We start from the raw sequence: 17024 nt of genomic DNA, 5'->3' as shown, positions 1-17024 counted from the left end.
CCGCGCTCGGTGGTCACCCGACTTGGCAGCCGCCGGTGGCGGGTTCGAGGGGCTTGGCGCCGATGGTGGGCATTCCGAGCATCACGCCGGGCGCTGAAGCAGGCTGGTCCTGGGTGCGTTCCCAGGCGTCGCCGGCGCGGGTGCGGCGTACGTAGCCGAAGACGTCGGCGACCAAGTGGTGCGGCGCGCCGTACGTGACCTCGACCGTTGCCACGTCACCCGGTCGCGGCGGCGCGACACCTTCCGGCAGCGCGAAGTGGACCAGCCGGTTGTCGCGCGCCCGCCCGCTCAGTCGGTGGGTGGCGGCGTCCTTGCGCCCCTCCCCCTCGGCCACGAGCACCTCGAGCGACCGCCCGACGATCTTCTTGTTCTCTTCCCAGGCCATCTCGTCCTGCAACGCGACCAGCCGCTCGTACCTGTCCTGTACGACGTCGCGCGGAACCTGGTCCTCCATCGACTCGGCCGGCGTCCCCGGACGCTTCGAGTACTGGAAGGTGAACGCGCCCGAGAACCGCGCCTGCCGGACCACGTCGAGCGTGCCCTGGAAGTCCTCCTCGGTCTCCCCCGGGAACCCGACGATGATGTCGGTGGTGATCGCCGCATCCGGCATCGCCGCCCGCACGTCCTCGATGATGCGAAGGTACCGATCCCGCCGGTACGAGCGCCGCATCGCCTTCAGCACCCGGTCCGAGCCGGACTGCAGCGGCATGTGCAGCGAAGGCATCACGTTCGGCGTCTCGGCCATCGCCTCGATCACGTCCGCGGTGAAGTCCCGCGGGTGCGGAGAGGTGAACCGGACCCGCTCCAGCCCGTCGATCGTGCCGCAGGCGCGCAGCAGCTTGCCGAACGCGTAGCGGTCGCCGAACTCGACGCCGTACGAGTTCACGTTCTGCCCCAGCAGCGTCACCTCGAGCACGCCCTCGGCGACCAGCGCCCCGACCTCGGCCAGCACGTCGCCCGGGCGGCGGTCCTTCTCGCGGCCGCGCAGCGCCGGGACGATGCAGAACGTGCAGGTGTTGTTGCAGCCGACGCTGACCGACACCCAGGCCGAGTACGGCGACTCGCGCCGGGTCGGCAGCGTGGACGGGAACACCTCGAGCGACTCGAGGATCTCGACCTGCGACTCCTGCTCAACCCTGGCCCGCTCCAGCAGCACCGGCAGCGACCCGATGTTGTGCGTGCCGAAGACCACGTCGACCCACGGCGCCTTGCGCACGATCGACGCCTTGTCCTTCTGCGCCAGGCAGCCGCCGACCGCGATCTGCAGGTCGGGCTTGCGAGCCTTCACCGGCGCCAGGTGGCCGAGGTTGCCGTACAGCTTGTTGTCGGCGTTCTCCCGGACCGCGCAGGTGTTGAAGACGACCACGTCGGCCTGGTCACCCTCGGGCGCGCGGACATAGCCCGCGTCCTCCAGCAGGCCGCGCAGCCGCTCGGAGTCGTGGACGTTCATCTGGCACCCGTAGGTGCGGACCTCGTAAGTACGCATGACAGCCACCTAGAGTACGTGCCGCGGTAGACAAATCCCTACCTGGGACCGGCTGCCTGCTACCCCTGACGCGCGACTGCCCGGCCAGAATAGTGAAGGGCATGAACAGTTCTCGCCGTCAGTTCCTCGCCCGCACCGCCGCCGGCGCCGCCGTGATCGCCGGCGGCACGACCTTCACGACCAGCCAGGCGGTGGCAGGTCCGAAGCACGTCACGGCCCTCACCAACGTGACCGTCATCGACGTCGCGACCGGCCGCCGGGACCGCAACCAGACCGTCCTGATCGGCGGCGACCGGATCATCGGCGTCGGCCGCCACCTCCCGGTCCCGCGCGGCGCCGTCGAGCTCGACTTCACCGGCAAGTTCGTGATCCCCGGCCTGGCCGACATGCACGTTCACAGCATCGGCGACGAGCGCGTCTCTCCCCCGCTCTACCTGGCCAACGGCGTCACCACGGTCCGCGAGATGGCCGGCACCAACCCGGCCCTGTACGACTGGCGCGACCGCATCGAGTCCGGCACCCTGCTCGGCCCGCGAATGGTGGTCGCGAGCAACATCATCGACGGCGACCCGACGCTGTGGGACCCGAACCTGATCCAGGTCATCGTGGTCGACGACGAGCCGTCCGCGCGGGCCGCCGTACGACGGGTGAAGGCCGAAGGCGCCGACTTCGTCAAGGTGTACTCGCGGCTGAGCCCCGCGTCGTACGCCGCCATCCTCGACGAAGCGCGCAAGACCGGCCTGACCGTGCACGGCCACGGGCCCGACCAGCTGACCTCGAAGCAGGTCAGCAACGCCGGCTAGCGCAGCATCGAGCACATCCACTCACTCGGCCTCGCCGTCTCCACCTGGGAGGTCGAGGTACGACGGGTGCTCGCCGACATCACGGTGAAGCCCGGCGACTACAACTCCTGGTTCCGCCAACTGCACCCGATCGAGTGGTTCGCGGCGAACACGTTCAGCCGGGCCCGCGCCGCCGACGTGTTCGGCACGCTGCGCCGCAACCGCACCCGGGTCACGCCGACGCTCACCATGCACAGCGTGCTCGACAAGCCCGACTACGCGACGCTCGATCCGGCGCTGGCGAAGTACCTGAGCGCGGACGCCGTCTTCACCTACGACTACGCGCTCGAGACCCTCTACAAGGCCAACCGCCCGGCCGAGGAGATCGCCCGGCAGCACGAGATGTGGGCGTGGCGGCAACGATTCGTCCGCGAGCTGTTTGCCTACGACGTCCCGATCCTGGCCGGCACCGACACCGGAACGCCGTACTCGGTCCCGGGCTTCGCCCTGCACGACGAGCTCGAACTCCTCGTCGGCGCCGGCGCGACCACCCGCCAGGCCCTGTACGCCGCCACCGTCGAGCCGGCCCGGTTCCTCGGCCTGCGCGACGACCTGGGGTCGGTCGAACCACGCAAGGTCGCCGATCTCGTCGTACTGGACGCGGATCCGCTGCAGGACATCCGCAACACCCGCCGGATCCACACCGTGATCACGCGCGGCCGGGTGATCTCACCCACTGCGCGGCAGCGGCTGCTGGCCGACGTCGAGGCGGCTCTGAAAGAGCCGCCCACGGCGGCGACGATCCCCGCGGGCGGTTGCTGCTGACACAGACTTCGAGCACCCTGTGATCGGATGGTCACAGGGTGCTCGGCAATATTGCAGATCGTTACCACCGTGGAACCGACCAGCGCTGCGACGACACCCCCGGCTCCGCTAGGTTCTGGCCATGAGCGATTCCGGAACCTTGACGCCAGCCACCGACGGAGCGGCCGATCTGGTCGCCCTGACCGGCGTCAACAAGCATTTCGGTGAGCTGCACGTCCTGAAGGACATCAACCTGTCCATCGCCAAGGGCGAGGTCATCGTGGTGATCGGCCCGTCCGGGTCCGGCAAGTCGACGCTCTGCCGCGCGATCAACCGGCTGGAACCGATCGACGAGGGCACCATCACGCTGGACGGACAGCCGCTGCCGAGCGAGGGCAGAGCCCTGGCCAGGCTGCGCGCCGATGTCGGCATGGTGTTCCAGTCGTTCAACCTGTTCGCGCACAAGACGATCCTGCAGAACGTCACGCTCGGCCCGTGCAAGGTCCGCAAGATGGACCCGAAGACGGCCGACACACGGGCGATGGAGCTGCTGGAGCGGGTGGGGGTGGCCAACCAGGCGTCGAAGTACCCGGCTCAGCTGTCCGGCGGCCAGCAACAGCGCGTCGCGATCGCGCGGGCGCTGGCGATGGACCCGAAGGTCATCCTCTTCGACGAGCCCACCTCGGCGCTCGACCCGGAGATGATCAAGGAGGTCCTCGACGTCATGATCGACCTGGCCAAGCAGGGCATGACGATGGTCGTGGTCACGCACGAGATGGGGTTCGCCCGGACCGCGGCGAACCGCGTGGTGTTCATGGCCGACGGCGAGATCGTCGAGGAAGCCACCCCGGATCAGTTCTTCACCAACCCCACCTCGCGGCGCGCCCAGGACTTCCTCGGCAAGATCCTGAAGCACTGACGTCCGCCCGCTGCCGTACCAGCAACCACACGAAGGGGAACCAGATCATGAGAATGCGCAACCTCGTCGCCACCCTCGGCGTCGCGGCGCTCGCGCTGACCGTCGGCGCCTGCGGGGAGGACGAGCCCGCGGCCGGTGGCGGTGGCACCGGCGACGCCGCCGCGTCCGACGCGTGCGGCGAACTGCACAAGTTCACCACGGCCTCCGGCGTCGACGTCGCCGGCAGCGCAACCTTCACCAAGATCAAGAGCCGCGGCACCCCGATCGTCGGCGTGAAGGCCGACCAGCCGAACCTCGGGTACAAGGACGCCGACGGCAAGCGCTGCGGCTTCGACATCGAGGTCGCTCGGATGGTGGCCGCCAACCTGGGCTTCGACCCGGACAAGATCGAGTACAAGGAGATCCCGTCGGCGAACCGGGAGACCGCGATCGCCGGTGGTGAGATCGACTACTACGTCGGCACCTACTCGATCACCGACAAGCGCAAGACCCAGGTCAGCTTCGCCGGACCGTACTTCATCGCCGGCCAGGACCTGCTGGTCCGCAAGGACGACACCTCGATGGACGCCGGCAAGACCGCCCTGAAGGGCAAGAAGGTCTGCTCGGCGACCGGCTCGACCCCGATCCAGCGGGTCAAGGACGAGCAGCTCACCGAGGCGAGCAACATCTCCGAGTTCAAGACCTACTCCGAGTGCGTCTCGCAACTGCTGGACAGCAAGGTCGACACCGTCACCACCGACGACGCGATCCTCAAGGGCTACGCGGCGACCGCACCCGACGAGCTGCGGGTGGTCGGCAAGCCGTTCAGCACCGAGAAGTACGGCATCGGCCTGCCGCTGGCCGACAAGGCGCTGCGGGACAAGGTGAACTCCATCCTGGAGACCTCCGCGTCCGACGGCACCTGGAAGGCGATCTACGACGAGACGCTCGGCAAGTCGGGTTCGGACTCGACGCCGCCGCCGCTCGAGAAGTACTGATCCACTCCGGCCGCGGCGTCCGCCAGGGCGTCGCGGCCGGTCCGCGCTCCGCTGATTCTGGGGATTGCGCGCCACTCATTTCTGGAAGGTCGCGATGCTCTCGGTCCTCACAGACAACTGGGAACTGTTCGTCGAAGGGTTCTGGACCACCCTCAGGCTGTTCCTGATCGCCGGGGTCCTGAGCCTGGTGTTCGGCACCATCCTGGCCGGGTTCCGGGTCTCTCCGGTGCCGGCCCTGCGCGGCGTCGGCACCGGCTACGTGAACGTCCTGCGGAACACTCCGCTGACTCTGGTGTTCGCGTTCCTGGTCTTCGGTGCCCCGAAGATGCAGATCTCGCTGCCGACGTTCTTCTGGTCCGCGGTGGTCGCGCTGACGGTCTACACGTCGGCGTTCGTCTGCGAGGTCGTCCGCTCCGGTATCAACACGATCCCGGCCGGCCAGGCCGAAGCCGCACGCTCGGTCGGGATGACGTTCATGCAGGTGCTGGGCATCGTCGTCCTGCCGCAGGCCTTCCGGGCGATCGTGCCGCCGCTGATGAGCGTGATGATCGCGTTGCTGAAGAACACCACGATCGCGGCCGGTTTCTCCGTCGCGGAGGCCGGTGCGATCCCGGCGGTGATGGCCGAACGCGGTGAGAACCAGATCGCCACGCTGACCTGGATCACCGTCGGGTTCCTGATCCTGATCATTCCCCTGGTCTTCCTGCAGCGGTGGGCCGAGCGACGGATGGCGGTGGCCTGATGAGTGCGGTCCTGTACGACGTACCCGGCCCGCGGGCGAAAGCGCGCAACCGGATCCTGAACGCGGTGGTCATCGTCGCGCTGCTGGGCGTCGTCGGCTGGGTGGTCTACCGGCTGAACGAGAGCGGGCAGTTCGCCGAACGCCGCTGGATCCAGTTCACCTATGAGTCGATCCAGCAGGAACTGCTGAACGGTCTGCTCAACACACTCAAGGCGGCCGGTCTGGCCACCGTGCTCGCACTCCTGTTCGGCGCCGTGTTCGCAGCGGCCCGGATCAGCGATCACTGGTGGTTCCGGGCACCGGCGACGTTGGTCGTCGAGCTGTTCCGCGCCATCCCGCTGCTGATCCTGATGTTCTTCTTCTACTACGGCAACCTGCAGTTCGATCTCGGCCTGGGCCCGTTCTGGGCGGTCGTCTTCGGGTTGACGCTGTACAACGGCTCGGTGCTGGCAGAGATCTTCCGGGCCGGTATCGCCGCCGTCCCGAAGGGTCAGCGTGAGGCCGCGTACGCGACCGGGCTGCGGAAGAACCAGGTGGTCCGGCTGATCCTGTTACCGCAGGCCATCACGTCGATGCTGCCGGCAATCGTCAGCCAGCTCGTCGTGCTGCTGAAGGACACCGCCCTCGGCTTCATCATCACCTACGCCGAGCTGCTCTACGTGGGCAAGCAGATGGGTGGCCGGCTCCAGTACGGCTTCCCGTACATCCCGACGTACATCGTCATCGCGATCATCTACATCGGCCTGTGCTCCCTGCTGTCGCTGCTGGCCAGGTGGCTCGAGGCCCGCTCCCGCCGCCAACGCAAGGTCCGCGGCACTCCCCCGCCCTCCGCAGCGGAAGCCGCCACCTCGGCGGAAGCCCCGCTCTAACCCAAAGCGCCCCCGGTACACGTACCGGGGGCGCTTCGCTGTTCAGTGCGGCAGTCGAATGTGCTTTCCAGTTTCAGTGCAAGGTGTTGAAGGAGTCGCGGATGATTTCCAGGGCCTCGGTGGTCTCGGCTTCGGTCAGCGTCATCGGTGGGGCCATCCGCAGCACGTTGCCGTAGAGACCGCCCTTGCCGACGAGCAGGCCGCGGTTCTTGGTCTCCTGCTGGAGCTTGGCGGTCGCGGCCGCGTCGGGGCTGCGGTCGTCGGGCTTGACGATCTCGGCGGCCAGCATCAGGCCTTTGCCGCGGACGTCGCCGAGCTCGGGGAACTCCTCGGAGATCCCGCGCAGCCCGTCGGCCAGCTGGGCGCCGCGCTTGGCCGCGTTCGCCTGCAGGTCCCTGTCGAGCAGGTAGTCGATGGTCGCCTTCGCCGCGCTGGTCGAGATCGGGTTGCCGCCGAAGGTGGACAGCGAGTTCGCCTTCAGGCTGTCCATCAGGTCCGGCCGCGCCACCACTCCGCCGATCGCGAACCCGTTGCCCAAGCCCTTCGCGAACGTCATCGCGTCCGGCACCACGTCGTGCGCCTGGATCCCCCAGAAGTGCTCGCCGGTCCGGCCCCACCCGGTCTGCACCTCGTCGGAGATGAACAGGATGCCGAACTCGTCCAGCACCTCCTTGAAGGCGCGGTACAGCCCGTCCGGCGGGGACGAGAACCCGCCGACGCCCTGGATCGGCTCGGCGATCAGGCAGGCGACGTCACCAGACGTGGTGGTCTCGATGACGTTGCGCAGGTCGTCGACGCACACCTTGATGTACTCGGCGTCGGGCAGGTCGCGGAACGGGCTGCGGTACCGGTACGCGCCCTGCACGTACTGCACGTTCACCGGCGACAGGCTGCTCGCGGACCAGCCCCGGTTGCCGGTGATCGCGACCGTGCCGAACGCGCGGCCGTGGTAGGAGTTCCGCATCGCCAGCACCTGGTTGGAGCGGCGGTTCTGGGTGGCGAGCAGCAGCGCCGTCTCGTTCGCCTCGGTGCCGGAGTTGGCGAAGAACACCTTGGCGTCCGGGATCCCGGACAGCTCGGCGATCTGCTCGGCCAGCTCGATCTGCTTGCGGATCAGGTACACGGTCGAGGTGTGCGCGATCCCGCTGGACAGCTGCTCGCGCACGGCGTCGGAGATCTCGGCGATGTCGTACCCGATCGCGTTGGTCAGGATGCCGGCGAAGAAGTCGAGGTAGCTGTTGCCCTCGCCGTCGGTGACCCGGCGGCCGGACCCCTGCACGATCTCGATCGGCTCCTCGTAGTACAACGCGAGCCAGTCCGGCATGACGGCCTTGTGACGCTCCCAGAGCTCCGCATGTGTCATGCCCTAAGCATTACCTCATCGCGCCGCTTGCTCATAGTGGCGGTCTATCGGCACTAAGGTGCTCTGCGTGACATTGCCGAGCATCCCGCACGTCGACATCGAGTCGCTGGCGCACTTCGACCGGATCGTGGCCGCCGGGGCCCTGACGATGGAGGGCTGGCGGGTGCAGTCCGTCGACCTGTCCGGGCGTACGGCGGAGCTCCTCGAGCTGGATCCGCGTGGCTCGCTGTTCCTCGGCTGCGCGCTGGAGGAGAAGGCCGAGGCCTGGATCCGCGACGGCGGCGGCCTGGTCTTCCCCGCCATCCCGTCGCTGCCGTTCGACGCCTACCGCGGCACGCTGTACGACGCCGAGGAGCTCTACGCCGGCCTGGAGAACGGGTACGACGCCACTCCGGACGCCAGGATCTACGCCTGGTCCCGACAGCACGACGAGAAGGGCGACACCGGCCGCACACTCGCGGCAGCGCTGCACGACCACGCCATAGCCGACGCCCTGACCGAGCTGCCCGACGACCGGCCCTGGATCGGCGTCATGGGCGGACACGGGATCGCTCGCGGCAGTACGGCGTACCGCTCGGCCGTCCTGCTCGGTCGCACGCTCGCCAGGGCCGGCCAGACAGTCGTCACCGGCGGCGGTCCGGGTGCGATGGAGGCAGCCAACCTCGGTGCCTCCCTGGCCGGGTACGACGATGCCGCCGTCGACACGGCGCTGCCGCGGCTGGCCGCCGTACCGTCGTTCCGCCCGTCGGTGGCGGCGTGGGCTGCCGCGGGTCTCGACGTACGGCGTGAGTTCCCGGGCAACGGTGGGGTGTCCATCCCGACGTGGTTCTACGGGCACGAGCCGCCGAACGTGTTCGCGTCGTCGATCGCGAAGTACTTCTCCAACGCCCAGCGCGAGGACGTCCTGCTGAGCCGTGCCCGTGGCGGCATCTTGTACCTCCCTGGCGCCGCAGGCACCGTCCAGGAGATCTTCCAGGCCGTCACCCCCAACTACTACGGCGACCCCGCCACCCAGATCCCCCTGATCCTCGTGGGCATCGCCCACTGGACCACCAGGCTCCCCGTCTGGCCCTTGCTCCAGTCCCTGGCCACCAACCGCCCGATGTCCGCCACCATCCACCTGGTCGACACCATCGAAGAGGCCGCCGCCCTGGTCAGCTGAGGACTCTGGTGAGCCGAACGTCCTCCTCCGCGAAACCGAGGCTGGCGTAGAACCGACGCGCCTGCGTGTTGGCGGCCCCGGTCTCCAGCGTGATCCGGTCAACCCCGGCCCGGGCGGCATGCTCGACCACAGCCTCGACCAGCGCCCGGCCGACGCCCTTCCGCTCGAATGCGACGTCGACGACGAGTTCCCCCAGGTACACGTCGGCCTGCCCGGTCCAGTGCGTCCGCTCCTCCCCCGCCACGAACCCGGCCACCTGCCCGCGGGCCTCGGCCACGTAGATGAAGCGGCCCGGCGCACCCGCCCGCGCGACAGCGTCCTCCACCCAGCGGGTGACGGCCTGTCGCACCTTGTCGGGTGCGCGCCACTCGGCGACTCCCTCAGCGAGCCGCGGGGCGAGTGCCAGCACCGCCTCGCGGTCCGTGTCCGCGTACCGTCGTACTTCTGTGCGCATGGTTCAAGTTATGTCGGTGGGGTCGTCTACGGTGCGCGGCATGGTGAATTTTGTGTTGGTGCCGGGCGCCTGGTTGGGGGCTTGGGCCTGGGACGAGGTGGCGGAAGGGCTGCGGGCGGACGGACACTCCGTGTATCCGGTGACGTTGGCCGGGCTCGCGGAGCGGCATGAGGCGGATTCGGCCCAGGTCGGGCAGGCGCAGCACGTCGAGGACATCGTGTCGGTGGTTGAGGGCAACGAGCTGCGCGACGTCGTGCTGGCGGGGCACAGCTACTCCGGGATTCCGGTCGGGCAGGCGGCGGCGCGGATCGGGGACCGGCTGCGGCGGGTCGTGTACGTCGACTCGAACATCCCGACCGACGGGAAGTCGTTCGTCGACGGCTGGTCCCAGGAGGGGCGCGCGTGGGTCGAGGGGCAGTTGGCCGAGTCAGGCGGGTTCTGGCCGCCGCTGGCCGCCGAGGACTACGCCGACCAGGACCTGTCCGACGAGGCGATTGCCCTGATCGTCAGCCGCAGTACGCCGCACCCGGGGCGAGCCATCTCCGAGCCGGCCCACCTGATCCGCCCGATCGGCGAGCTGCCGACCACCTACATCAAGTGCCTGATGGACGGCGCCGAGCCCTCCCGCGATGTCGCGGAGCAACTCAAGTCCCCCGAGTGGGAGCTGGTCGAGCTGCCGACCGGCCACTGGCCGATGTTCTCCCAGCCCGCCGCCCTCGCGAAGATCCTCACCGGGCTGGCCTGATGGAGAAGGCCCATCATCCCAACGACCTGGCCCGGCTCCTGGTCAACCGGCTGAACGCGCGGGACGTCGACGGCATCGTCGCGCTGTACGAGGAGGACGCCGTACTGGCGCTGCCCGAAGGGTCCCTGGCCAAGGGTGCGGCGGCGATCCGCGCGTACTTCGCCCAGCTACAGCTGAACCAACCGGTCGCCCTCGGTGAGCGGTCTGAAGCAATGATGCTCGGCGACCTGGCGCTGACGTCCACAGTGCTGAGCCCGGAAACCGCGACCGCCGAGGTAGCCCGCCGTCAGCCAGACGGCAGCTGGCGCTGGATTCTCGACCGCCCGAACGTCCTCAGCGCCCACTGAGCCGGCCGACCGGCCAGTCCGGGATCGTCAGGCCCTGTCGGCTGCGGCGAGTTGGCCGCAGGCGCCGTCGATCTCCTGACCGCGAGTGTCGCGAACGGTGGTCGGGATGCCGCCGGCCTGGAGCCGGCGGACGAACTCGCGCTCGTCGGCCGGGTCGGACGCGGTCCACTTCGAGCCGGGCGTCGGGTTGAGCGGGATCAGGTTGACGTGCACCCAGCCCCAGTCGCCGCGCGCCGCCAGCTTCTCGGCCAGCAGGTCCGCGCGCCACGCGTGGTCGTTGATGTCGCGGATCATCGCGTACTCGATCGACACCCGGCGCTTGGTCTGCTGCGCGTACCCCCAGGCCGCGTCCAGCACCTCGTCGACCTTCCAGCGGTTGTTGATCGGCACCAACTCGTCGCGCAGCTCGTCGTCCGGCGCGTGCAGTGACAGCGCGAGCGTGACCGGGATGCCCTCGGTGGCGAGCTGGTTGATCCGCGGCACCAGGCCGACGGTCGACACCGTGACCCCGCGGGCCGAGATCCCGAGTCCCTCCGGCGACGGGTCGGTGAACCGCCGGACGGCGCCGATCACGGCCTTGTAGTTCGCCATCGGCTCGCCCATGCCCATGAACACGATGTTGCTGACCCGGCCGGGCCCGCCCGCGATCTCGCCGCGAGCCAGCGCCCGGGCGCCGTCGACGACCTGCTCGACGATCTCCGCCGTGGTCATGTTGCGGGTCAGCCCCGCCTGACCGGTCGCGCAGAACGGGCAGGCCATCCCGCAGCCGGCCTGCGAGGACACACACATGGTCGTGCGGTCCGTATACCGCATCAGGACCGACTCGACCAGCGAACCGTCGAGCAGCTTCCACAGCGTCTTGCGGGTCTGCCCCCGGTCGCACTCCAGGTCGCGGACCCGGGTGAGCAGCGGCGGCATCAGCTCCGCCACCAGCTTGTCCCGGGTCGCGGCCGGCAGATCGGTCATCTCGGCCGGGTCGGACACCAGCCGGGAGAAGTAGTGGTTCGACAACTGCTTGGCCCGGAACGCGGGCTCACCCAGCGCGGCGACCGCCGTACGCCGCTCCTCCCCGGACAGGTCGGCCAGGTGCCGCGGCGGCTTCTTGGCACGACGCGGCTCATCGAAAACAAGCGGAAGGGAGGTAGTCATAACCGCCCCATTGTCGCCCGCGCCCGGCGGCATTCACAAATTCACATCCCCAGCGTGCCCAGGATCACAGCGGGTCGTGTAGTTCGGGTAGCCCGGCGGGTGGTTGTTGGCCGGGGCAACGATGTTGGCGACGATCGGGTAGTTGTTGTCGATGTCGAGTACGACGTCACGCCAGAGCAGATCGCGCTGCGCCTGGGTGGGCGAGTCGTTCGGCATCTCCTTGGTCTCGTACCAGCCGGTGCCGAGGTGGTTGTTGAGCACCCGGGTCACCTGGCCGATCCAGTCGGTGTCGTTCTCGTCGGTGGGCAGCTCGTTGGCCAGCTGCTGCTGACTCGGCGGCGAGATCCGCGCCGACAGCGCGATCCGGGTCGCCGCCGGTCCGCACCAGTACCCGGTCTGCTGGTACGCACAGCGCGGCCTTGAGATTCGTGCTCATGGCGCTCCTCCGCATCACGGGAGAGATGACCGGGCGTGGTCAGCTCATTACTCAGTTTCCGACCGCCGGAGGAGTTCGGTGAGAAATTCACCAACCCTTTCGACTCACGTCGAAGGGCCATCGACGAAGGCAGCACCGACCTCGATCAGGCGCTCGACCACGTACGCCGGCTCGAGGATGCCCTCCGGAGTGTGGATCCCCGGCGCGACCGGCTCCCCACGGAGGCCGAGCAGTCGCTCCACGCCAAGGGCGATGCCGAGCGCGGTCAGCGGACGCTGCCCCTCGGGGTGGACGAGGTACTGCGTCTTGCCGGTCGACTCCCCCGCTCGCTCGAGGTCGATCCGGACCTCGAGCGACGGACCTGCACCCCGGCGCCGACCCGCGGACTTACCGACCGCGAAGTCGAAGCTGACGTTCGCCGCACCCGTGGCCAACGCAAGACTCGGTACGTCGAGAATGCCGATGCGCTCCCCCGGCACCACAGTTCCGTCGAGCGTGGACACGCCGACCTGCTGATCCCTGACCCACTCGAAGATCCCGTCACGCCGCACCAATCCCGCCGGAGCAGCGACCGACCAGCGCTCGAGGTCGGCCAATCCCGCAGGCCCACCGATGTCGGACTCGTCCAGCACGGCACCGATCCGGACAGTGTCGACGGGACCGAAGTCCCGGACCAACTCCATCACCGCGGGGATCAGGACGCCGGCACAGAAGTGACTCGCCACCAGGACCGGGGCAGCACTCGGGCGCTGAGCAGTCGCCACGACTTCCGGAGCGATCTCGATCAGGCCGCTGGAGATGCTGAGGTACGGCAGACCGCGCTCCTGCGCATACCGCAAGCCGTGCAGCTGACTGTCCCAAAGCGCCGCGATGACCGCCGAGTGATCGGTCTGCAGACCGAAGTCGGGCCTTTGCAGGTCGACAGTCACAGCGGTCGCGGCGCCGAGCTCGTCAGCGACCCGCTGCGCGCGGTCGAGATCGCGACCCGCGATCGTCAGCGGCAGGTCCGGGTACCAGCGTCGCAGCAGCGCCGCCGCCCCGGAGCCGGCTTGACCCGAACCACCCAGGATCAGAACTGATTTCACCATGCCCTCCAGTCTTACCTACATTTTGTAGCCTACATTTTGTAGCTTAGACTCGGAGCATGACGCAAGTGCGGTTGTCGAAGCAGGCCAGGCGGGACCAGTTGCTCGACGCCGCCGCCGGGCTGGTGCGGGCACGCGGCACCGACGGTCTGACCCTGGTCACGCTTGCCGAGGCCGCAGGCGTGAGCCGGCCGATCGTCTACGACCACTTCGGCACGCGCGCCGACCTCCTGCTCGAGGTCTACCGACGACTCGACGAACGGCACCGTACGGCGCTGACCGAGGCGCTGGATGCCGCCGAACCCAACGCACCGGCGATCGCTCGGGTGATGAGCACCGCCTACTTCGCCTGTGCCACCGACATGCCGGAGTTCTCCGTCGTCTCCGCGGCGCTGAAGGGGAATCCGGAAGCCGAGGCGATGCAGCACGAACTGCTCGACGGCTACACGAAGGTGATGGCCGACGCGCTCGCGCCGTACTCCAGCCTCAGTGCGGAAGCACTCCGGCTGCGCTGCATTGGCGTGCTGGGTGCGGCTGAGGCGATCGCCGCCGAGCTGACGCTGCAGCGCGCAACCGCCGCCGATGCGGTCGCCGCGCTGACGGATCTGATCGTGGGGAAGCTGGAATGAGCAGGCGGGCCTAGCGGTTGGACCAGGTATGGCCGCGCTGACAGGTGTTCCGTTGTCGGTGCTGGATCGATCCCGGACGCGGACCGGTGAGTCGGAGGCCGAGACACTTCGGCAGACCGTCGCGCTGGCTCAGCAGGTGGAAGAGCTTGGGTACAAGCGGTTCTGGGTGTCCGAGCACCACAGCGTGCCCGGTGTGGTCGGCTCAGCGCCGACTGTGCTCGCGGCTGCGGTCGCTGCCGCCACCAGCCGGATCCGCGTCGGCACCGGCGGCGTGATGCTGCCGAACCATCGCCCGCTCGTCGTGGCTGAGCAGTTCGGCGTGCTGGAGGCGCTGTTCCCTGGCCGCATCGACATGGGCCTGGGGCGCTCGGTCGGCTTCACGAACGGCATCCGCCGCGCACTCGGCGTCGAGAAGGACGCGGCAGAGGACTTCGCCGCCCAGGTCCAGGAACTGCTCGGCTACTTCGAGGGCACGCACCAGGACCAGGTGCATGCCCGCCCTGGCGAGGGTCTGCGCGTTCCGCCCTTCATCCTCGCGGTGGGAGAGGGCGCACTCATCGCAGCGTCGCTCGGCCTGCCGCTGGTCATCGCGGGCGGCCGGGTGGAGTCGGACGTGCTGCGGCTGCTGGATCGCTACCGCAACGACTTTCAGCCGTCCACGTGGGCTCCGCGGCCGTACGTCGTACTGGCAACGACCGCTGCAGTGGGTGCGACGACGGCAGAGGCTCGGCAGTTGCTGATGCCTGAGGCGTGGTCAAGCGCCTACTCGCGCACTCGTGGGGTGTTTCCACCGCTGGAGCCGGTGCAGGACCGGACCATGACCGAGAAGGAGCGCGGGTTCTTCGAGCAGTCGCTGCGCGGCCAGATCTACGGCACTCCGGACCAGGTCGACTCCGCGCTGGGCGGGCTCGTCCGTCGCACGGCCGCGGACGAGGTGTTGCTGACGACAAGCACCTACGACCGGTCGGACCTGCTGCGCACGTACGCCGCTCTCGCCGAGCTGGCCGGGACGCGCAGCACCGTCAGCTGAGCCGGTCCTCGAGCCGCTTGCGGACCTCCGGCCACTCGTCGGCCAGGATCGAGAACACCACGGTGTCGCGGAACGACCCGTCCGCGAGCCGCTTGTGCCGGCGCAGCACGCCCTCCCGGGTCGCGCCGAGCTTTGCGATCGCGGCCTGCGAGCGGGTGTTCGCCGTACCGGTCTGGATCTTCACCCGGCCGAAACCACAGTCCTCGAAGGCGTGCTGGAGCAGCAGGAACTTGCACTCCGGGTTGACCTTGGTCCCCCACACGGACGGCGCGTACCCGGTCCAGCCGAGGTGCGCCGATTCGTTGGCCAGGTCGACGTCGCCGAGGCTCGTCGTACCGACGACCGTGCCGTCGTCGGCAACCGTCCGGACGACGTACGCCACCCGCTGAGCCGACGACTCCACCCACTGCTCGGCCATCTCCGCCGCATCGGCAGGCAGGCCGGCGATCCCCCCGCCGAAGCCCGACGCATAGACCTGCTCGTGCGCGATCGCGTCGTACAACGGCTCGATGTCGGAGGCAACGAGCCGGTCCAGCCGTACGACGTTGCCGGCCAGCGGCCGTCCGTCCGGTGCGATCGTCATGCCTTCACCAGCAGATGCAGGAGCAGCCAGACCGCGGGAGCCGTTGCCAGCAAGGAGTCCAGCCGGTCCATCACGCCGCCGTGACCGGGCAGCAGGTTGGACATGTCCTTGATGCCGAGGTCCCGCTTGATCATCGACTCACCGAGATCGCCGACGGTCGCCGTACAGACCGCCACCGCGCCGACGATCGCGCCGGCCCACCAGTCGCCGTCGAGCAGCCAGACGACCGACCCGATGCCGGCGCCGATGCAGGCGAGCGTCGAGCCGGCGAAGCCCTCCCAGGATTTCTTGGGGCTGATGGTCGGCGCCATCGGGTGCTTGCCGAACAGCACGCCGGCCGCGTATCCGCCGACGTCACTGGCGACCACGACCAGGAAGAAGGTCAGCACCCGCATCGGCCCGTCCGCCTCCGGCTGGACCAGCAGGATCGCGAACCCGGCCAGCAACGGCACGTAGCCGATCAGGAACACGCCGGCACTCGCGTCGCGAACGAACCCGACCGAGCCCCCCGGCATCCGCCAGAAGATCGTGGCCAGCACCGTGATCGCCAGCGCGACCAGGAGCGCCATCGGCCCACCGAAGTACGCCGCCAGCAGCATCGCCGAGGTGCCCGCGAACAGCGGGATCCGCGGGATGACCGCCCCGCCGGTGCGCAGGGCCTTGATCATCTCGTCGACGGCCACCAGCACGGTGGCCAGCACCAGGAAGGTGAACAGGACCTTCTGCCAGAACAGCGATCCGAGGATCAGCGCGCCCAGGCCGACCCCGACCCCGATCGCCGCGGGCAGGTTCCGCCCGGCGCGGCTCGGGCTCGGACTCGGCGCGGGCGTGCTCTCGACGCCCATCACACCTCGAGCAGTTCGGCTTCCTTGTGCTTGAGCAGCTCGTCGATCGAGTCGACGTACTTCTTCGTCAACCCGTCGAGCCGCTTCTCAGCACTCTTGCCCTCGTCCTCGCCGGTCTCGCCGTCCTTGATGGACTTCTCCATCGAGTCCTTGGCGTGCCGGCGGATGTTGCGGACCGAGACCCGGGCCTCTTCGGCCTTGGACTTGGCGACCTTGATGTACTCCTTGCGCCGCTCCTCGGTGAGCTGCGGCATCACGACCCGGATCACCGCGCCGTCGTTGCCCGGGTTCACGCCCAGGTCGGAGTCGCGGATGGCCTTCTCGATCGCGTTCATCGCGCCCTTGTCGTACGGCGAGATGAGCACGGTGCGCGGCTCCGGCACCTGGAAGCCGGCCAACTGCTGCAGCGGCGTCGGCGTGCCGTAGTAGTCGGCCAGGAGGCTGGCGAACATCTGCGGGTGCGCCCGGCCGGTGCGGATCGCGGCGAAGTCGTCCTTCGCGACCTCCACGGCCTTCGCCATCTTCTGCTCGGCTTCGCGGAGAGCTTCGTCGATCACGACATTCCTCGCTTCCTCAGGGCCGCCTCGGCGCGGCCTCCTTAACCAGCAACAGCAACC

Annotated in this window: 20 protein-coding genes; 11 read left to right on the top strand and 9 right to left on the bottom strand. The window is 68.9% G+C overall.

What is annotated here, in order from left to right; all coding sequences use genetic code 11:
- Positions 1-13: 13 nt before the first annotated feature.
- Positions 14-1486, bottom strand: a complete 1473-nt coding sequence (miaB, locus tag ACIBGM_RS40980; protein ID WP_396388613.1) for a tRNA (N6-isopentenyl adenosine(37)-C2)-methylthiotransferase MiaB — start codon at positions 1484-1486, stop codon at positions 14-16.
- 101 nt (positions 1487-1587) lie between these two features.
- Here miaB and ACIBGM_RS40975 point away from each other — a divergent pair, with 101 nt between their 5' ends.
- From ACIBGM_RS40975 to ACIBGM_RS40950, 6 genes are all read left to right on the top strand, one after another.
- On the top strand, positions 1588-2289 hold the full coding sequence (locus tag ACIBGM_RS40975; RefSeq protein ID WP_396388612.1) for a twin-arginine translocation signal domain-containing protein: 702 nt from the start codon (positions 1588-1590) through the stop codon (positions 2287-2289).
- A gap of 66 nt (positions 2290-2355) precedes the next feature.
- Positions 2356-3093, top strand: coding sequence for an amidohydrolase family protein (locus tag ACIBGM_RS40970; protein ID WP_396388611.1), 738 nt, complete (start codon positions 2356-2358; stop codon positions 3091-3093).
- A gap of 169 nt (positions 3094-3262) precedes the next feature.
- A complete protein-coding gene (locus ACIBGM_RS40965) occupies positions 3263-3991 on the top strand; it encodes an amino acid ABC transporter ATP-binding protein (RefSeq protein WP_360526404.1) in 729 nt (242 codons plus the stop codon).
- Positions 3992-4038: 47 nt separating this feature from the next.
- A complete protein-coding gene (locus tag ACIBGM_RS40960) occupies positions 4039-4968 on the top strand; it encodes a glutamate ABC transporter substrate-binding protein (protein ID WP_396388610.1) in 930 nt (309 codons plus the stop codon).
- A 94-nt stretch (positions 4969-5062) separates the two neighbouring features.
- On the top strand, positions 5063-5710 hold the full coding sequence (locus tag ACIBGM_RS40955; protein WP_360526297.1) for an amino acid ABC transporter permease: 648 nt from the start codon (positions 5063-5065) through the stop codon (positions 5708-5710).
- A complete protein-coding gene (locus ACIBGM_RS40950; protein ID WP_360526300.1) occupies positions 5710-6579 on the top strand; it encodes an amino acid ABC transporter permease in 870 nt (289 codons plus the stop codon). Before ACIBGM_RS40955 ends, ACIBGM_RS40950 begins: the two co-directional genes overlap by 1 nt.
- A gap of 73 nt (positions 6580-6652) precedes the next feature.
- On the opposite strand, the gene ACIBGM_RS40945 is transcribed toward ACIBGM_RS40950, so the two are convergent.
- A complete protein-coding gene (locus tag ACIBGM_RS40945) occupies positions 6653-7942 on the bottom strand; it encodes an aspartate aminotransferase family protein (protein WP_396388609.1) in 1290 nt (429 codons plus the stop codon).
- Positions 7943-8009: 67 nt separating this feature from the next.
- On the opposite strand from ACIBGM_RS40945, the gene ACIBGM_RS40940 reads away from it, so the two are divergent.
- Entirely contained in the window at positions 8010-9104 is a 1095-nt protein-coding gene (locus ACIBGM_RS40940; protein WP_360526306.1) for a Rossmann fold nucleotide-binding protein, read from the top strand.
- On the opposite strand, the gene ACIBGM_RS40935 is transcribed toward ACIBGM_RS40940, so the two are convergent.
- On the bottom strand, positions 9097-9558 hold the full coding sequence (locus ACIBGM_RS40935; protein ID WP_360526309.1) for a GNAT family N-acetyltransferase: 462 nt from the start codon (positions 9556-9558) through the stop codon (positions 9097-9099). The genes ACIBGM_RS40940 and ACIBGM_RS40935 overlap by 8 nt on opposite strands.
- 40 nt (positions 9559-9598) lie before the next feature.
- On the opposite strand from ACIBGM_RS40935, the gene ACIBGM_RS40930 reads away from it, so the two are divergent.
- Positions 9599-10303, top strand: a complete 705-nt coding sequence (locus tag ACIBGM_RS40930; RefSeq protein WP_396388608.1) for an alpha/beta fold hydrolase — start codon at positions 9599-9601, stop codon at positions 10301-10303.
- Positions 10303-10650, top strand: coding sequence for a YybH family protein (locus ACIBGM_RS40925; protein WP_396388607.1), 348 nt, complete (start codon positions 10303-10305; stop codon positions 10648-10650). Before ACIBGM_RS40930 ends, ACIBGM_RS40925 begins: the two co-directional genes overlap by 1 nt.
- Before the next feature lie 27 nt (positions 10651-10677).
- Here ACIBGM_RS40925 and rlmN read toward each other — a convergent pair whose 3' ends face one another.
- The 3 genes from rlmN to ACIBGM_RS40910 form a co-directional block, all read right to left on the bottom strand.
- The gene (gene rlmN / locus ACIBGM_RS40920; protein ID WP_396388606.1) at positions 10678-11799 is read right to left on the bottom strand and encodes a 23S rRNA (adenine(2503)-C(2))-methyltransferase RlmN; all 1122 of its coding nucleotides are present in this window, start codon (positions 11797-11799) and stop codon (positions 10678-10680) included.
- 33 nt (positions 11800-11832) lie between these two features.
- Positions 11833-12225 (bottom strand): C39 family peptidase, encoded by a 393-nt coding sequence (locus ACIBGM_RS40915; protein ID WP_396388647.1) that lies wholly within the window; start codon positions 12223-12225, stop codon positions 11833-11835.
- A 114-nt stretch (positions 12226-12339) separates the two neighbouring features.
- On the bottom strand, positions 12340-13323 hold the full coding sequence (locus tag ACIBGM_RS40910) for a saccharopine dehydrogenase (protein WP_396388605.1): 984 nt from the start codon (positions 13321-13323) through the stop codon (positions 12340-12342).
- Positions 13324-13379: 56 nt separating this feature from the next.
- Between ACIBGM_RS40910 and ACIBGM_RS40905 the strand changes: the two genes are divergently transcribed.
- Together ACIBGM_RS40905 and ACIBGM_RS40900 are read left to right on the top strand one after the other, a co-directional pair.
- Complete coding sequence (locus tag ACIBGM_RS40905; protein WP_396388604.1) at positions 13380-13949, top strand: TetR/AcrR family transcriptional regulator; 570 nt, start codon at positions 13380-13382, stop codon at positions 13947-13949.
- Positions 13950-13977: 28 nt separating this feature from the next.
- The gene (locus tag ACIBGM_RS40900) at positions 13978-14979 is read left to right on the top strand and encodes an MsnO8 family LLM class oxidoreductase (protein ID WP_360526327.1); all 1002 of its coding nucleotides are present in this window, start codon (positions 13978-13980) and stop codon (positions 14977-14979) included.
- Here the strand turns inward: ACIBGM_RS40900 and ACIBGM_RS40895 are convergent.
- The 3 genes from ACIBGM_RS40895 to frr are packed head-to-tail and all read right to left on the bottom strand — an operon-like array spanning position 14972 to position 16961.
- Positions 14972-15562 (bottom strand): GNAT family protein, encoded by a 591-nt coding sequence (locus ACIBGM_RS40895; RefSeq protein ID WP_360526330.1) that lies wholly within the window; start codon positions 15560-15562, stop codon positions 14972-14974. The genes ACIBGM_RS40900 and ACIBGM_RS40895 overlap by 8 nt on opposite strands.
- Positions 15559-16407: a phosphatidate cytidylyltransferase gene (locus tag ACIBGM_RS40890; protein ID WP_360526333.1), complete on the bottom strand. Its 849-nt coding sequence runs from the start codon at positions 16405-16407 to the stop codon at positions 15559-15561. The genes ACIBGM_RS40895 and ACIBGM_RS40890 overlap by 4 nt, the downstream gene beginning before the upstream one ends.
- Positions 16407-16961: a ribosome recycling factor gene (gene frr / locus ACIBGM_RS40885; RefSeq protein ID WP_360526410.1), complete on the bottom strand. Its 555-nt coding sequence runs from the start codon at positions 16959-16961 to the stop codon at positions 16407-16409. Before frr ends, ACIBGM_RS40890 begins: the two co-directional genes overlap by 1 nt.
- Between the last annotated feature and the right edge of the window lie 63 nt (positions 16962-17024).

Source organism: Kribbella sp. NPDC050470 (assembly GCF_044458365.1).
Lineage (GTDB): Bacteria > Actinomycetota > Actinomycetes > Propionibacteriales > Kribbellaceae > Kribbella.
Note: the sequence above shows the minus strand (reverse complement) of the source record. Positions and strands in the feature narration are given on the sequence as shown.

Coding starts and splice junctions, on each gene's coding strand:
- miaB (WP_396388613.1), bottom strand. CDS start 1,486: ATGCGTACTTACGAGGTCCGCACCTACGGGTGCCAGATGAACGTCCAC.
- ACIBGM_RS40975 (WP_396388612.1), top strand. CDS start 1,588: ATGAACAGTTCTCGCCGTCAGTTCCTCGCCCGCACCGCCGCCGGCGCC.
- ACIBGM_RS40960 (WP_396388610.1), top strand. CDS start 4,039: ATGAGAATGCGCAACCTCGTCGCCACCCTCGGCGTCGCGGCGCTCGCG.
- ACIBGM_RS40955 (WP_360526297.1), top strand. CDS start 5,063: ATGCTCTCGGTCCTCACAGACAACTGGGAACTGTTCGTCGAAGGGTTC.
- ACIBGM_RS40950 (WP_360526300.1), top strand. CDS start 5,710: ATGAGTGCGGTCCTGTACGACGTACCCGGCCCGCGGGCGAAAGCGCGC.
- ACIBGM_RS40945 (WP_396388609.1), bottom strand. CDS start 7,942: ATGACACATGCGGAGCTCTGGGAGCGTCACAAGGCCGTCATGCCGGAC.
- ACIBGM_RS40935 (WP_360526309.1), bottom strand. CDS start 9,558: ATGCGCACAGAAGTACGACGGTACGCGGACACGGACCGCGAGGCGGTG.
- ACIBGM_RS40930 (WP_396388608.1), top strand. CDS start 9,599: ATGGTGAATTTTGTGTTGGTGCCGGGCGCCTGGTTGGGGGCTTGGGCC.
- ACIBGM_RS40925 (WP_396388607.1), top strand. CDS start 10,303: ATGGAGAAGGCCCATCATCCCAACGACCTGGCCCGGCTCCTGGTCAAC.
- rlmN (WP_396388606.1), bottom strand. CDS start 11,799: ATGACTACCTCCCTTCCGCTTGTTTTCGATGAGCCGCGTCGTGCCAAG.
- ACIBGM_RS40910 (WP_396388605.1), bottom strand. CDS start 13,323: ATGGTGAAATCAGTTCTGATCCTGGGTGGTTCGGGTCAAGCCGGCTCC.
- ACIBGM_RS40905 (WP_396388604.1), top strand. CDS start 13,380: ATGACGCAAGTGCGGTTGTCGAAGCAGGCCAGGCGGGACCAGTTGCTC.
- ACIBGM_RS40900 (WP_360526327.1), top strand. CDS start 13,978: ATGGCCGCGCTGACAGGTGTTCCGTTGTCGGTGCTGGATCGATCCCGG.
- ACIBGM_RS40895 (WP_360526330.1), bottom strand. CDS start 15,562: ATGACGATCGCACCGGACGGACGGCCGCTGGCCGGCAACGTCGTACGG.
- ACIBGM_RS40890 (WP_360526333.1), bottom strand. CDS start 16,407: ATGGGCGTCGAGAGCACGCCCGCGCCGAGTCCGAGCCCGAGCCGCGCC.